The sequence below is a fragment of the Vicinamibacteria bacterium genome, from assembly GCA_035620555.1.
Taxonomy (GTDB): domain Bacteria; phylum Acidobacteriota; class Vicinamibacteria; order Marinacidobacterales; family SMYC01; genus DASPGQ01.
The window spans coordinates 1-13,198 of the sequence record DASPGQ010000299.1; the positions used below are offsets into that span (position 1 = coordinate 1).

Here is a 13,198-nt window from a genome sequence, read left to right on the forward strand (position 1 = left end):
GGGTAGACGCAAAGCTGGCAGTAACAGCACAGCGACATGTCGATGTCGAACTGCACGACGCTTTGCTTGATTGCGGTGCCGTCGGCGGCGAAGATCGGGAGCGCGTCCTTGGCCCTCTTCTCCGTGGTGATGTAGATGCAGTCGACCGGGCAGGCTTTCTCGCATTGCTTGCAGCCGATGCAATCCTCGATCTTGACGTGAAGGCGCATACGAGAGCGGTCGTTGAGCAGGCCCTGGGGAACGATGGGCTCCTGGGTTTTCGAAGAGAAGGTCGACCTCCATCGCTCCTCGGGCATCTCGTCCGCGGTGTACTGCTGGGTAACATTTCGCTGGAACAGGTGCCGCATGGTCACCGCCATACCCTTGGCGACGGTGAAGAGCGCATCACCGATGTCGAGGAAGTACTGTTTCATGCTGCCTCTCCAACACTCAGGAACGCGACGACCACCAGCACGACGAAGGAGATGGGGATCAGGTACTTCCAGCAAAGCGCCATGAGCTGGTCCACGCGAAGCCGCGGCAGCGTCCATCGCAGCCACATCTGGACGAACACCAGCACCAGCGCCTTGATAAAGAAGACCAGCGGCCCGGAGAAGTACGGGCCCACCCATCCTCCCAGAAAAAGAATCGCGGCGAGGCCGGCGACGAAGAACATGGCGCCGTACTCGGCGAGGAAAAAGAAAGCGAACCTCAGTCCGCTGTACTCCGTGTGGAACCCTGCCACTAGCTCGGATTCCGCCTCGGGAATGTCGAACGGATTTCGGTTGGTTTCCGCGAGCCCGCACACGAAGAAGACGATGAAGGCAACGACGTTCAATCCGTACAACCGGGTAATGAACCACCGGTTCTCACCGAAGAGCCCGTCGGACTGGGCCGCGATCACGTCCTGCAAGTTGAGGCTTCCCACCTGAGCCACGACCGCAAGGATGATGATCGCCGTTGGGATCTCGTAGCTGACCAGCTGCGCCGCCGAGCGCATTCCTCCGTAGAGGGCGTATTTGTTGTTGGACGCCCAGCCGGCCATGAGAATACCGATGGCGCCGAGCGACGTGATGGCGACGACATAGAGAAGACCGATGTTCAGGTCGGAAACGACCAGCCCTGGCCCCCAGGGGACCACGGCAAAAGCAGCAAAAGCGCCCATGGTCACGAGAAACGGAGCTATCTTGAAAAGCGTCCGGTCGGCGCCCTCGGGGATGATGTCTTCCTTGAAGACGAGCTTGATGCCGTCGGCAAAGCTCTGGAGCACGCCGTGCCATCCGACCCGCATCGGGCCCAGACGGTCCTGAGTGTGAGCGGCAACCTTCCTTTCGAACCATATGAGAAAGATAGGAAGCTGGGTGAGGAGGAAGATGACTCCCCCGACTCCGAGGGCGATCGCGGTGACAGCCGCGAGAGTGGGTGAGAGATTGGCCTGGAGCTGCGCCCGGATGAGGCCCGCGATCTGCGGCAGAATGGCGATGAGCGCGAGAAATCCGAACGCACCCATGACGACGAGGGGAGAGAGAACGTTCGAGATCTTCGTTTCGAGATCGGGTCGCTTCATGGCCATCAGCGATCGATCTCTCCGAGTACGATGTCGAGGCTTCCGATGATCGCGATCATGTCGGCGATCATCTCCCCTCGGGCAATCTCGCGGAAGACCGACATCGCGACGAAGCACGGCGAACGGCCTTTCACTCGATAAGGAATGAGCCCCCCGTCGCTCACGATGTAGAAGGCGAGCTCACCTCGCGGTGTCTCGGTACGAGCATAGACCTCGCCGGGTTTCGGCTTGACCCGCTTGGGAACGCTCTCGTGCACGTCGCCGTCGGGAGGCAGCGCATCGACCGCCTGCCGCGTGATGTGAATGCTCTGGCGCATCTCCTCGACCCGCACGTAGTACCGATCCCAGCACGAGCCGATCGGCCCGTAGCGCCCTTGTCCGATGGGAACGTCGAAATCGTACTTTTCGTACCCGCAATACGGAGCCTCTTTGCGGATGTCCCATTTGATCCCGGAGCCGCGGAGGTTCGGCCCCGATAAAGCGTAAGCGACGGCCAACTCGGGGGAGATCACGCCGACGTCCGCCGTGCGCTTGGTGAAGATACGGTTGTGGCTCAAGAGGTCGTCGAGCTCATCGACCACGGGCTCGAACTGGTCGAGAAAGACCCGGCACCGGTCGGTCCAGCCTTCGGGCAGATCGTGTGAGACCCCTCCCACCCAGTTGTAGTTGTAGAGGAGCCTGGCACCGCACAGCCACTCGAACAGGTCCAGGACCTTCTCCCGCTCTCGGAAGCAGTGGAGGAAGGGCGTGAACGCCCCGATGTCCATTCCGTAGGTTCCGATGGCTAGCAAATGCGAAGCGATCCGCTGGAGCTCCGAGACGATGACCCGGATGGCCTGCACCCGCGGGTTGACTTCGATCGCCATGAGCTTTTCCACGGTGATTGCATAGGTGAGGCTGTTGGCCATCGAGCCCACGTAATCCATTCGATCGGTGAACGGAATGACGCCCTGATAGTCGATGTTCTCGGCGTGCTTCTCGAAATTGCGATGGAGATAGCCGATGTGCGGCTGCGCATCCTTGACGATCTCTCCGTCGGTCTTGAGCTCGATACGAAGCACCCCATGGGTCGACGGATGCTGGGGACCCATATTGAGGATCATCTCGTCCTCTTCGAGCTCCTCCGGTTTGAAGGCGTAGGCGGAGTCGGGCTCGATGTCCTTGTAGATGGTCCTGGTGGTCGTGCTCATGATTTCCTGTGCCGATCAGTCGAATGGACCGATGCCGATTTTTTCACCGGCCATCGCACGCTGGCTGAACTGTTCTCCGGGTTTGACGGCGATGCCATGCCATTCGTCGGGCCACTCCCAGTCCTTTCGCAGCGGATGCCCGGGCCAGTCCTCGGGCAACAAGATTCGCCGGAAGTCACTGTGGCCTTCGAAAACGACGCCAAAGAGGTCATAGGCTTCGCGCTCGTGCCAGTTTGCCGTGGGCCAAACGCTTTCGACCGACGACGTTTTCGTTTCCGTCCGCGGAAGATGGAGCTTCAAGACGATCCAGTGACGGTGTTTCAGCGACGTCAAATGGTAGACGATCTCGATGCGGTCTTCCTTGGGGTAATCCACGGCCGACAGACAGTGCAGAGTGTCGAACGCCAGCTCGGGCTCATCGCGCAGATAGGTGCAGATGGGAACGATCGCGCCCGAATCGACGACGAGGAAAGGATCGACGACGTCGAGCGTCGCCCCGACGATCGTTCCGGGGAACTTTTCTTCGAGCTTTCTTTGGATATCCCCCGCCTGAAGGCTCAAGCCGGCACCTCCACGGGCTTTCGTCCTTCGCGAGGATCATCCATCAAGGACCGCTCGCGGATGACGTCCTGCAGTGCCATGATCCCGTAGAGCAGCGCTTCCGGGCGGGGTGGGCATCCCGGGACGTAGACATCGACGGGGATGATCTGGTCGACGCCCTTCACGACGTGGTATCCGTGCTGCCAATAAGGCCCACCGTTGTTGGCGCAGCTTCCCATCGAGATGACGTATTTTGGCTCGGACATCTGCTCGTAGAGGCGTTTGATTCGAACTGCCATCTTATGGGTCACCGTGCCGGCGACGATCATGAGATCGGACTGCCGCGGCGTGGCGCGGGGAATCAGCCCGAGACGGTCCCAGTCGAAGCGACTCGCTCCCGCCGCCATCATCTCGATGGCGCAGCAGGCAAGCCCGAAGACCATCGGCCAGATGGCCGATTGACGCCCCCAGTTCACCACAGCGTCGACTTTGGTGAGCATGAACTGTTGTGTTCCGAGAGCTTTGACGAGATCCATTTCGCTCCTTGTCCCCGAGAGTCCCGCGGGTCAGGCGGCCTTCTTCTTGATCGCCTCGCGCTCCTCGCCTCGGACCCATTCGAGGTCGCCCTTGCGCCACACGTCGGCGAGACCCAGGACGAGCATCGCAATGAAGATCATCCCCGCGATGAAGGCCGGCAATCCGAACTCACGGTAGATCACCGCCCAGGGAACGAGCATGATCGCCTCTACGTCGAAAATCAGGAACACCAGCGCAAAAACGTAAAAGCGGATGTTGAACTGGACGCCCCAGGGTGTGCCGACAGGGTTCTCGCCGCATTCGTAGGGCATGATCTTCTCGCGAGTGATCTTGCTCGGTCTGACGAGGCTCGAGACGAATAGCCCCGCACCGACCACGAGTGCGGAAGCGGCGAAGAAGAGCAAGACACCGACGTACTCAATCATCCGAGATTCCCCTCGAAGGAATTATTTCAGCGGCAGTCTCCACATGCAACCAAGGCCAAAAGTCTTTTAGATTCAAAGGATTCGGAGCGCGAGGACGGCCTAACGCCATACAAGGCGGGTATTATAGCGACGGGTCCGAGGACGGGCAACTCAAAAAACGAAGGATTTACGAAGCTCTAAGCACCTTCGAGCTCACGGGTGACGGCCCGGGCGTAGTCCGTCGTCGAGGCGGACCCGCCGAGATCGGGAGTACGGATCTCCCCTTTTCTCAGAACGGCGAAGGCCGCACGGAGGAGGCGATCCGCCGCATCGTTCTCCCCAAGGTGTCGCAGCATGAGGACACCAGAGAACAGAAGCGCCGTGGGATTGGCGATGCCCTTTCCCGCGAGATCGGGCGCCGAGCCGTGCACCGCCTCGAAGACGGCGTACTTTTCGCCGATGTTCGCCGCCGGTACCATTCCGAGTCCGCCGACGAGGCCGGCACACAAATCCGAGATGATGTCGCCGTAGAGGTTCGACAGCAGCAGTACGTCGAACTGGTTGGGATCGAGCACGAGCTGCATCGCCAGGTTGTCGACGATCTTGTGGTCGAACTCGATGGCGGGGTACTCCTTCGCCACGTTTCGCGCACTCTCGAGGAACAACCCATCGGTAAGCTTCATGATGTTCGCCTTGTGAACCGCCGTCACTTTCTTGCGACCCCGACGCATCGCGTACTCGAAGGCGAATCGCGCGATCCGGCTCGACGCATGCGAGGTGATGACCTTCAGGCCCTGACTCACGCCCGGCATGATCATGTGCTCGATCCCGGAGTAGAGATCCTCGGTGTTCTCGCGAACGATGACGAGGTTGATATTCTCGTAGCGTGATGGGACGCCCTCGACCGTCCGCACCGGCCTCAAGTTGGCGTACAGATCGAGCTCTTTCCGGAGTGCGACGTTGGCGCTGGGAAATCCTTCGCCGACGAGAGTCGTCAGCGGACCCTTGATCGCCACTTTGTTCCGACGGATCGAATCGAGGAGCTCGGGGGGCAGAGGGTTTCCCGTCTTCTCGTAGGAACGGATGCCCGCTTCGTGTCGATCCCACTCGAAGGCGATCCTCGTTGCATCGAGAACCGAAATGACGGCATCCGTGATCTCGGGACCGATTCCGTCGCCGGGAATGAGGGTGATGCGGTAGGCCATGGTGAGTCGTCGGTCATTATATTCTGGAATCTGGTTGTAGAATGCCTCGTCCGTCCGTGAAGCTTTCCGTCATCGTGCCGACCTTCAACGAAGCGGGCAACCTCGCACGAACGCTCGACTCGCTCGCGCTCGACGCGGAAGTCGTCGTTTCCGATGGAGAGAGCCTCGACGAGACGGTGGCGATCGCGGTTTCGAGAGGCGCCCGGGTAGTCACGGGATCGAGAAGCCGCGCCCGGCAGATGAACCGCGGCGCCAGCGCCGCGTCAGGCGACGTTCTCATCTTCGTGCACGCCGACTGCGTGCTCTCCTCCGACGCCGGTCTCGCGATCCGAACCGCCCTCGCGGATCCCGCCGTGGTGGCTGGCTCGTTCAAGCTCGTGATTCGAGAGGCCGGTCTCGCACTTCGTCTCGTCGCGCTCGGCTCGAACCTCCGATCGCGGTACCTCAAAACGCCGTACGGTGACCAGGGGCTCTTCGTGCGCCGCGAGACCTTCGAGGCGGTCGGCGGCTATCGCGACCTGCCATTCCTGGAGGACGTGGCCATGGTGAGAGAGCTCAAGCGCTTCGGACGCCTCGTCGCGCTCGACGCCCCCATCGTTACCGGTACTCGACACTGGGACCGATTGGGCCCTTTGCCGACGACGCTGCTCAACTGGAGCATGGTCTCGCTGTATCTGGCAGGGGTGTCGCCCGAGAAGCTCGAGCCCGTCTATCGCAGATTTCTAGGGAGACCCGGCTCGGAGGCGGCCGAGCGCGTGCTGGCCGAGATCGATTGAGGCACCCGCCAGGGCGTTCGAGTCCTGGTCTCATCCCTGGCGAAGCGTGGCGGAGGGAGCTATCCTGGTGCCGGAGCTCGAGGGAGGTTCGGTTCCACCATGTTCACCACACTCTTGATCGCACTCGCGACCGCGTTCCAGCATCACGGGCACGAGCAACAGCATCACGATCCGCAGCACTCGTTCACCGCCACGGAACAATGGGTCGAAGCCTTCGAGAACGCGGAGCGAGATGCGCAGCAAAAACCCGACGAGGTCGTTGGCACCTTGAAACTATCCCCGGGTGACGCGGTCGCGGATATCGGGGCGGGAACGGGCTACTTCACCCGCCGGCTCGCGAGAGCCGTGGGCGACGACGGAATCGCGTACGCCGTCGACCTCGAGCCGAACATGCTCCGCTACGTAGCGGAGAGGGCCCTGCGTGAGGGACAGCCGAACATCGTTCCGGTGCTGGCCACCGCCTCGAGCCCGATGCTCGCGCCGAGCTCCGTCGACCTCATCTTCATCTGCAACACCATCCACCACATCGACTCTCGCCAAGACTATTACCGAATCCTCGCGCGCACGCTGCGTCGCGGCGGCCGACTCGCTATCGTGGACTTTCACAAGGACGCCGAGCTCGAAGACGGTCCCTCGAAAGAAATGAGAATCGCGAAACAATCACTGATCGACGAGATCGGCGCCGCTGGATTCCGTCTCGCGGGGGACCATGACTTCCTCCCCGTCCAGTACTTCCTGATATTCGACGCCCCGGCCGACTGAGAATCAGCCCGACTGCGCGTCGACCGCGGCGATGGCGGCCATGTCCACGATCTCGTCGACCTCCGCGCCCCGTTGAAGAACGTGAACCGGTTTACTGAGGCCGACGAGGATGGGTCCCACCGCCTTGGCATCGCCTAACCGTTGGATGAGCTTGTAGGCGATATTGCCCGCCTCGAGGCTGGGGAACACGAGGACATTTGCCGCTTGCTTCAATCGGCTGAAAGGGTAGGTTCCCGTGAGTATCTCGGGAACCACGGCCGTGTCCGCTTGCATCTCGCCGTCCACGAGCAGATCGGGTGCGCGCTCGGAGAGCAGCTCGACCGCTCGCCGGACTTTCTCGGAAAGGGCATGGCGGACGCTTCCGAAGTTCGAGAAGCTCAGCATCGCGACCCGCGGCTCGATATTGAAGCGCCTCGCTACTTCGGCCGCCTCCATCGCGATCTCGCAGAGATCGTCGGCCGTCGGCTCGATGGTCACCGTCGTATCGGCAAAGAACTTTATGTCGTTCTGGAAGACCATCATGTACACGCCCGCCACGCGGGAGCCCGGTCTCACCCGGACGACCTGGAGCGCGGGGCGAATCGTATCCGGGTAATGCTGGGTCAAGCCGGCAACCATGGCGTCGGCGTCGCCGCTCTCGACCATCATGCAGCCGAACATGTTTCGGTTCAGCAGAAGCTCGCGCGCCTCGCTTCTCGTGACCCCACGTCGCGCTCTCAGGGCGTAGACCCGCTCCAGATAGGTGTCGAGCTTTCCCGAAACGGCAGGGTCCACGATCTCGACTCCGTTCAGGTCGAGCCCGAGCTCGCGAACGTGCTCGGTAACGACGTCGGGGCGACCGAGAAGAATGGGCGAGGCGATACCCTCGTCGACCAGTCGCTGAGACGCACGCAGAATCTTGATCTCCTCTCCCTCGGGGAATACGATCCGTTTTCTTTGCTGTTTGGCGCGCCCGAGCACGTAGCGCATCACCTCGCGTCCACGGCCGAGACGAGCCTCGAGCTTCTCCCGGTAGGCGTCGATGTCGATCTCGATGCGAGCGACCCCAGTCTCCATGGCCGCCTTCGCGACCGCAGAAGCCTCCCAGGTCAAGACACGAGAGTCGAACGGTGTCGGGATGATGTAGTTGGGGCCGAAGCGCATCGATTCCACCCCATAGGCTTTCATGACCGAGTCGGGCACATCCTCGCGGGCGAGCTCGGCGAGCGCTCGGGTCGCCGCCATCTTCATCTCCATGTTGATCGCCCGCGCGCGAACATCGAGCGCGCCCCGGAATATGAAGGGAAAGCCGAGGACGTTGTTCACCTGATTGGGATAATCCGAGCGACCCGTGGCCATCACGAGATCGTCACGTACCGACATCGCGTCATCCCAGCTGATCTCGGGGTCGGGATTCGCCATCGCCATGACGAGCGGACGGGCGTTCATCGAAGCGACCATCTTCTTGGAGACGGCGTCTTTGACCGAGACGCCCATGAACACGTCCGCGCCCGCCATCGCATCCTCGAGCGACCGCATCCTCGTCGAGACGGCATAACGTTCCTTGTATCGGTTCATGCCTTCCGAACGGCCGCGGTAGACGATCCCCTTGGAGTCGCACATGACGATGTTGTCGTGAGCCACCCCGAGGTTCTCGATGAGCTCGGCGCAGGCGATGCCGGCCGCCCCCGCACCGTTGATGACCACCTTGACGTGGGCGATGTCCTTCTCGGTTATCTCGAGCCAGTTCAGCAAGGCGGCTCCAGAAATGATAGCGGTCCCGTGCTGATCGTCGTGAAAGACGGGAATGTCCAGTTCTTGCTTGAGCGTTTCCTCGATGTAGAAGCAGTCGGGCGCCTTGATGTCTTCGAGGTTGATGCCCCCAAAGGTGGGCTCGAGCGCTTTCACGACGCGAATGAGCTCATCGGGATCCGAGGTGGCGAGCTCGATATCGAATACGTCGATGTCGGCGAAGCGCTTGAACAGCACCCCTTTGCCTTCCATGACGGGCTTCGCCGCGAGAGGACCGATGTTGCCGAGCCCGAGCACCGCCGTTCCATTCGAAACGACGCCGACCAGATTCGCTTTGGTCGTGTAAGTGAACACCTCCTCGGGATTCGCATGGATCTCGAGGCAGGGCTCGGCGACGCCGGGACTGTAGGCGAGCGACAAGTCGTGCTGGGTGCTCGTGGGTTTGGTTGGCCTGATCTCGATCTTGCCTCGTCTGCCCCGGGAATGGTAGTCAAGAGCCTCTTGCTTTCGAATCACGCGTTCCTCCGTGCCTTGAAAACGAGCGTGATTGTATCAAAATCCGCCTGGTAGCTGAGCCGGACAAACCCTGATAGACTTCGTTCCGCTCGAGACGGGGGCCGAGTCACGGGTCGATCCATCGAGATGCGTAGCTTTCATCGCGTCCATTCGCGTCTTTCGGGAGTCACCCACATCTGAGACGACTATCCCTAGACGAGCTGGACTCCTCGTCGGATCGTTACGACGAGGCGGTGCGTCGCTCGGAGAACATCGACCGGTTCTGCTCCGGCTCGCACTGGATCCTTCCCGCCGCCAGGTTCTTGCACGGGTCTCCCAACGCGGCTATAGCCGAGGACGACGACTGCTGGGTTGTTCTCGGCGGTACCACGAATCTGTATCCGCTCGAGGCGATGTGGGGACTGGCCTGTCCCCTGATCGGCTCCGAGCCCGAGGCCGTCGTCGGTCTGCTGCTCGACCTTTTGACCCGGGTGCCGTGGAACGGGCTGCTTCTCACGGGCGTAGCCCCCGGCTCCCCATTGCATCGCACTCTTCAGGCGCGACTGGGACCGCGTTACCCGGTGTCGACGGGACCTGCCACTCGACGCTACGTGGCCGACATCGGCGGTGGTCTGGATGGGTTTCTCTCGAGACGATCGAGAGATTTTCAAAGGAACCTAAGGAGGGCCGAGCGACTCGCTGCCGTCAATGGGCTGCAATTTGAAGTGGCAGATGATCTCGCACCCGAAGAGAGCTTCCGAAGGATCCTCGACGTCGAGCGACGGAGCTGGAAAGGTGCGCGCCGGGTGGGCATCGATACCCAGCCGATGAGCTCGTTCTACGAGGAGATGAACCGCCGGCTCGCTGCCCGCGGTTTGCGCCGGTTGAGCTTCGCTCGGGTCGAAGGCCAGGATGTGGCCTACATCCTTGGAGGCGTCGTGGGCCGCACTTATCGGGGCCTTCAGTTCAGCTTCGACCGGCGCTACGAGGCGCTGTCGCTCGGGAACCTGTGTCAGGTAGAAGAGATCCGCCGTCTAGCAGGAGTGGGAATCGATCGCTACGACCTGGGAACGGAGGTGAGCTACAAGAAACGCTGGGCGGACGCGCTCTCGACCACTATCTCGCTCATCGTGCGTCGAAATCCGGCGGGTGGTCAATCGTAGAGGAGATAGCGCTCGCGCACCTTCTTGAAGCGCGCGAGGTCGACCTGCCACGATCCTTCGATCTCGGAGAGGGGTGCGTCGCGCTCGATCAGCTCGCGGATCCGGGTGTTCCCCGCGAGGATATCGATGGGCGGACGCTCGAGCTCGTACTCGTAGGGCGGCGGCCGCCAGGAGAACTCGTTGGGCCACAGACGGCGTACCCCGAGAAGGATCGCGTAGCCCGTTCGCACTGGCCGGTAGGCCTCGCGGTCGACGACGTGCTGCTGGATGCCGCCGCATCGTTCTCCCGCGAATTTCTGAAAGGTTGGCTCGAAAGCGACCGGACGAAACACGACGCCGGGAAGATGCTCGCGATCGAGCGCGGCGGCCAATTTGGCGCCGTCGATCCAGGGCGCTCCCATGATCTCGAACGGGCGGGTCGTGCCCCTTCCCTCGGACAGGTTCGTTCCCTCGAGAAGACAGGCGCCGGGATAGACCGTCGCGGTGTCGAGTGTGGGCATGTTGGGCGATGGCAAGATCCAAGGAAGGCCGGTCTCGTCGAACCATTGCGAGCGCTTCCATCCTTCCATGGCGACCACGGTAAGCCGGCAATTGATGCCGAACTCGTCGTTGGCAAACCGGGCGAGCTCTCCGACCGTCATCCCGTGTCGGTTCGGAACCGGGTAGAGCCCGACAAAGGAAAGGTGGCTGCCCTCGATGACGTTCCCCTCGACCAGGATGCCGCCGATGGGATTGGGTCGGTCGAGCACGATGAGCTCCTTGCCGTCACGTGCGCAGGCCTCCATCGCGTGGGCCATGGTCCAGACGTACGTGTAATACCGTGCGCCAACGTCCTGCACGTCGAAGACCACGGCGTCGAGCCCGGACAACATCTTCTCTGAAGGAACGCGGGTGGGGCCGTAGAGGCTCACGACCGGTAGACCGGAAACCGGGTCGAGGCCATCCTCCACCTCGACGAGATCCTGCGCCGTCGACCGGATGCCGTGCTCGGGGCCGAAGAGCATTTCGAGCCGGGCCTCGGGACGAGCTCGAATGAGCTCGATCGCATGCCGGAACGAAGCGTCGACGGTAGTCGGATTCGCGATGAGGCCGATGGGTCTTCCGGCGATGCGGTCGAACTCCTCGTCCAGAAGTCGATCGAGCCCGGTTCGCAGCGAGACAGGCATCAATCCATTATCGCACCGACGGGATGGTATGCTGGGCGGCCATGACCCTGGCGATCCGATTTCGGAGAACGACGAACCATTCGGAGGTCGAATGATCCTGGAGATCGCCCTCGCGGGTGCCACGCTCCTCGACCTCGACGGCGGGCCTCCCATCTCCGACGCGGTGGTCGTGATTGAGGACGATCGGATTCGGGCGATCGGCTCGTCGATCCCCGAAGGCGCCGAGGTGATCCGGGCGGACGGGACGTATCTCATCCCCGGTCTCATCAACGTCCACGTTCACCTCGGACTGGTGCTTCCGGGGAGCATGGCTGCCGAGCTCGCCAACGAGACCGAAGCCGAGCTCGCGCTTCGCATGGCGGCCAACGCGAGACGGACATTGGAAGCTGGCGTTACCACGATCCGGCTTCCCGGTGACGAGAGGCACGTGGACCTCGCGCTCAAGCGGGCCATCGATCGTGGCGATGCCGTCGGTCCGCGTATCTTCAGCGCGGGTGAGATGGTCGATATCACCGGCGGTCACGGCGCCGACGAGGAGACTCACGACGGCCCGTACGAGCTTCGAAAGGCCGTTCGCGAGCAGATCGCGGCGGGGGCAAGCTGGATCAAAATCGCAATCTCCGGAGGAATCGCCACGCCGAGGGGCGACATCGCCGAGGCGTTGATGACGCCCGACGAGATCGAGGCGGTCATCGACGCCGCCCACCGTTTCGGCGCAAGGGTCACCGCGCACTCCGGATCACCGTCGGCCACCAGCATTGCCATCGATTCCGGGATAGACTGCATCGAGCACGGCTATTTCCTGACCCGCGAGGTGCTGCGCAAGATGAAGGAGAACGGCACGTGGCTCGTTCCCACCATCGTCGTCAGCCAGCCCAAGACGATGCCTTTCTTCGAGCGGATCGGCTCGCCGCCCTGGTATCTGGAGCGGGTCAAGTCCGTCGGACCTCTCCACTGGGAATCGCTGCGGATGGCGATCGAGGAAGGCGTTAGCATCGCCCTCGGAACCGACCAGTTCCCTTTCGAGCCAAACGACGGAACGACCGCGACCATCCGGGAAGCGGAGTATTACGTGGCCGCCGGCATGACGCCGCGACAGGCGATCCGTTCCGCGACGATCCGGGCTGCCGAGCTTCTCCAGGCGGCGGACGTCCTCGGCAGCATCGCGCCGGGCAAATACGCCGACATCCTCGCGGTGGCCTCGGATCCAACGGTGGACATCTCCGCTCTCCGAAACATCCGTTTGGTCGTCAAGGGGGGCCAGGTGATAAGACGGGAATCGCTCCCCGTCGCGCAGCGATAGCCTGGCGCTCGGTCAGGCGCCTTCAAGGAGGCAAATGCGTTTCGTAGGAATGGTCGCATTGATTCTGGCAACGACTCCCGAGCTCTGGAGCCAGGACCCGAGCGTCTCGCGCAACCGGGACGAAGAGCGGGAGCTCGGCTGGTCGAACGTCGCCGACCTGGCCTTCGTCGTGACGTCGGGGAACTCCTCCACCTCCACGCTCAGCGTCGATGACCGCCTCGTTCGGACTTGGGAGAACGCCGAGCTCTCTTTCCGCGGCGGCGCTCTCCGCACGCAGACCCCCGACGATCGGTTCGCCGTCGGAACTCCCGATGATTTTGAAATCGTCGATGACACCATGCGCGAGCTCGACAACGAGCGCTACTATCTCTTCGGCCGCT

General features: G+C 62.1%; 14 protein-coding genes. 5 read left to right on the forward strand and 9 right to left on the reverse strand.

Going from position 1 to position 13,198, the window contains the following annotated elements:
- The 7 genes from VEK15_12100 to VEK15_12130 all read right to left on the reverse strand — a co-directional run.
- Positions 1 to 413 (reverse strand): 4Fe-4S dicluster domain-containing protein (locus VEK15_12100; GenBank protein HXV61432.1); only part of this gene is annotated, 413 nt, incomplete at its 3' end.
- Complete coding sequence (gene nuoH, locus VEK15_12105) at positions 410 to 1,552, reverse strand: NADH-quinone oxidoreductase subunit NuoH (GenBank protein ID HXV61433.1); 1,143 nt, start codon at positions 1,550 to 1,552, stop codon at positions 410 to 412. The genes nuoH and VEK15_12100, both read right to left, overlap by 4 nt.
- The gene (locus VEK15_12110; GenBank protein ID HXV61434.1) at positions 1,552 to 2,736 is read right to left on the reverse strand and encodes an NADH-quinone oxidoreductase subunit D; all 1,185 of its coding nucleotides are present in this window, start codon (positions 2,734 to 2,736) and stop codon (positions 1,552 to 1,554) included. The genes nuoH and VEK15_12110 overlap by 1 nt, the downstream gene beginning before the upstream one ends.
- A gap of 15 nt (positions 2,737 to 2,751) precedes the next feature.
- Positions 2,752 to 3,297 (reverse strand): NADH-quinone oxidoreductase subunit C, encoded by a 546-nt coding sequence (locus VEK15_12115; GenBank protein HXV61435.1) that lies wholly within the window; start codon positions 3,295 to 3,297, stop codon positions 2,752 to 2,754.
- A complete protein-coding gene (locus VEK15_12120; protein ID HXV61436.1) occupies positions 3,294 to 3,812 on the reverse strand; it encodes an NADH-quinone oxidoreductase subunit B family protein in 519 nt (172 codons plus the stop codon). Before VEK15_12120 ends, VEK15_12115 begins: the two co-directional genes overlap by 4 nt.
- 30 nt (positions 3,813 to 3,842) lie before the next feature.
- Positions 3,843 to 4,238: an NADH-quinone oxidoreductase subunit A gene (locus VEK15_12125; protein ID HXV61437.1), complete on the reverse strand. Its 396-nt coding sequence runs from the start codon at positions 4,236 to 4,238 to the stop codon at positions 3,843 to 3,845.
- A 176-nt stretch (positions 4,239 to 4,414) separates the two neighbouring features.
- On the reverse strand, positions 4,415 to 5,422 hold the full coding sequence (locus tag VEK15_12130) for an isocitrate/isopropylmalate dehydrogenase family protein (protein HXV61438.1): 1,008 nt from the start codon (positions 5,420 to 5,422) through the stop codon (positions 4,415 to 4,417).
- Between the two features lie 41 nt (positions 5,423 to 5,463).
- Between VEK15_12130 and VEK15_12135 the strand changes: the two genes are divergently transcribed.
- A complete protein-coding gene (locus VEK15_12135; GenBank protein HXV61439.1) occupies positions 5,464 to 6,198 on the forward strand; it encodes a TIGR04283 family arsenosugar biosynthesis glycosyltransferase in 735 nt (244 codons plus the stop codon).
- A 99-nt stretch (positions 6,199 to 6,297) separates the two neighbouring features.
- Positions 6,298 to 6,960, forward strand: a complete 663-nt coding sequence (locus VEK15_12140) for a methyltransferase domain-containing protein (protein HXV61440.1) — start codon at positions 6,298 to 6,300, stop codon at positions 6,958 to 6,960.
- Between the two features lie 3 nt (positions 6,961 to 6,963).
- On the opposite strand, the gene VEK15_12145 is transcribed toward VEK15_12140, so the two are convergent.
- Positions 6,964 to 9,207 (reverse strand): NADP-dependent malic enzyme, encoded by a 2,244-nt coding sequence (locus tag VEK15_12145; GenBank protein ID HXV61441.1) that lies wholly within the window; start codon positions 9,205 to 9,207, stop codon positions 6,964 to 6,966.
- 233 nt (positions 9,208 to 9,440) lie between these two features.
- On the opposite strand from VEK15_12145, the gene VEK15_12150 reads away from it, so the two are divergent.
- Positions 9,441 to 10,349, forward strand: coding sequence for a GNAT family N-acetyltransferase (locus VEK15_12150; GenBank protein ID HXV61442.1), 909 nt, complete (start codon positions 9,441 to 9,443; stop codon positions 10,347 to 10,349).
- Here the strand turns inward: VEK15_12150 and VEK15_12155 are convergent.
- Positions 10,340 to 11,515, reverse strand: a complete 1,176-nt coding sequence (locus tag VEK15_12155) for a DUF1343 domain-containing protein (GenBank protein HXV61443.1) — start codon at positions 11,513 to 11,515, stop codon at positions 10,340 to 10,342. The genes VEK15_12150 and VEK15_12155 overlap by 10 nt on opposite strands.
- Before the next feature lie 91 nt (positions 11,516 to 11,606).
- Between VEK15_12155 and VEK15_12160 the strand changes: the two genes are divergently transcribed.
- Both VEK15_12160 and VEK15_12165 read left to right on the forward strand, forming a co-directional pair.
- Complete coding sequence (locus VEK15_12160; GenBank protein ID HXV61444.1) at positions 11,607 to 12,818, forward strand: amidohydrolase family protein; 1,212 nt, start codon at positions 11,607 to 11,609, stop codon at positions 12,816 to 12,818.
- A gap of 34 nt (positions 12,819 to 12,852) precedes the next feature.
- A partial coding sequence (locus VEK15_12165) for a DUF481 domain-containing protein (GenBank protein ID HXV61445.1) occupies positions 12,853 to 13,198 on the forward strand: 346 nt, incomplete at its 3' end.

Coding starts and splice junctions, on each gene's coding strand:
- VEK15_12155 (HXV61443.1), bottom strand. CDS start 11,515: ATGCCTGTCTCGCTGCGAACCGGGCTCGATCGACTTCTGGACGAGGAG.
- VEK15_12125 (HXV61437.1), bottom strand. CDS start 4,238: ATGATTGAGTACGTCGGTGTCTTGCTCTTCTTCGCCGCTTCCGCACTC.
- VEK15_12120 (HXV61436.1), bottom strand. CDS start 3,812: ATGGATCTCGTCAAAGCTCTCGGAACACAACAGTTCATGCTCACCAAA.
- VEK15_12160 (HXV61444.1), top strand. CDS start 11,607: ATGATCCTGGAGATCGCCCTCGCGGGTGCCACGCTCCTCGACCTCGAC.
- VEK15_12135 (HXV61439.1), top strand. CDS start 5,464: ATGCCTCGTCCGTCCGTGAAGCTTTCCGTCATCGTGCCGACCTTCAAC.
- VEK15_12130 (HXV61438.1), bottom strand. CDS start 5,422: ATGGCCTACCGCATCACCCTCATTCCCGGCGACGGAATCGGTCCCGAG.
- nuoH (HXV61433.1), bottom strand. CDS start 1,552: ATGGCCATGAAGCGACCCGATCTCGAAACGAAGATCTCGAACGTTCTC.
- VEK15_12110 (HXV61434.1), bottom strand. CDS start 2,736: ATGAGCACGACCACCAGGACCATCTACAAGGACATCGAGCCCGACTCC.
- VEK15_12140 (HXV61440.1), top strand. CDS start 6,298: ATGTTCACCACACTCTTGATCGCACTCGCGACCGCGTTCCAGCATCAC.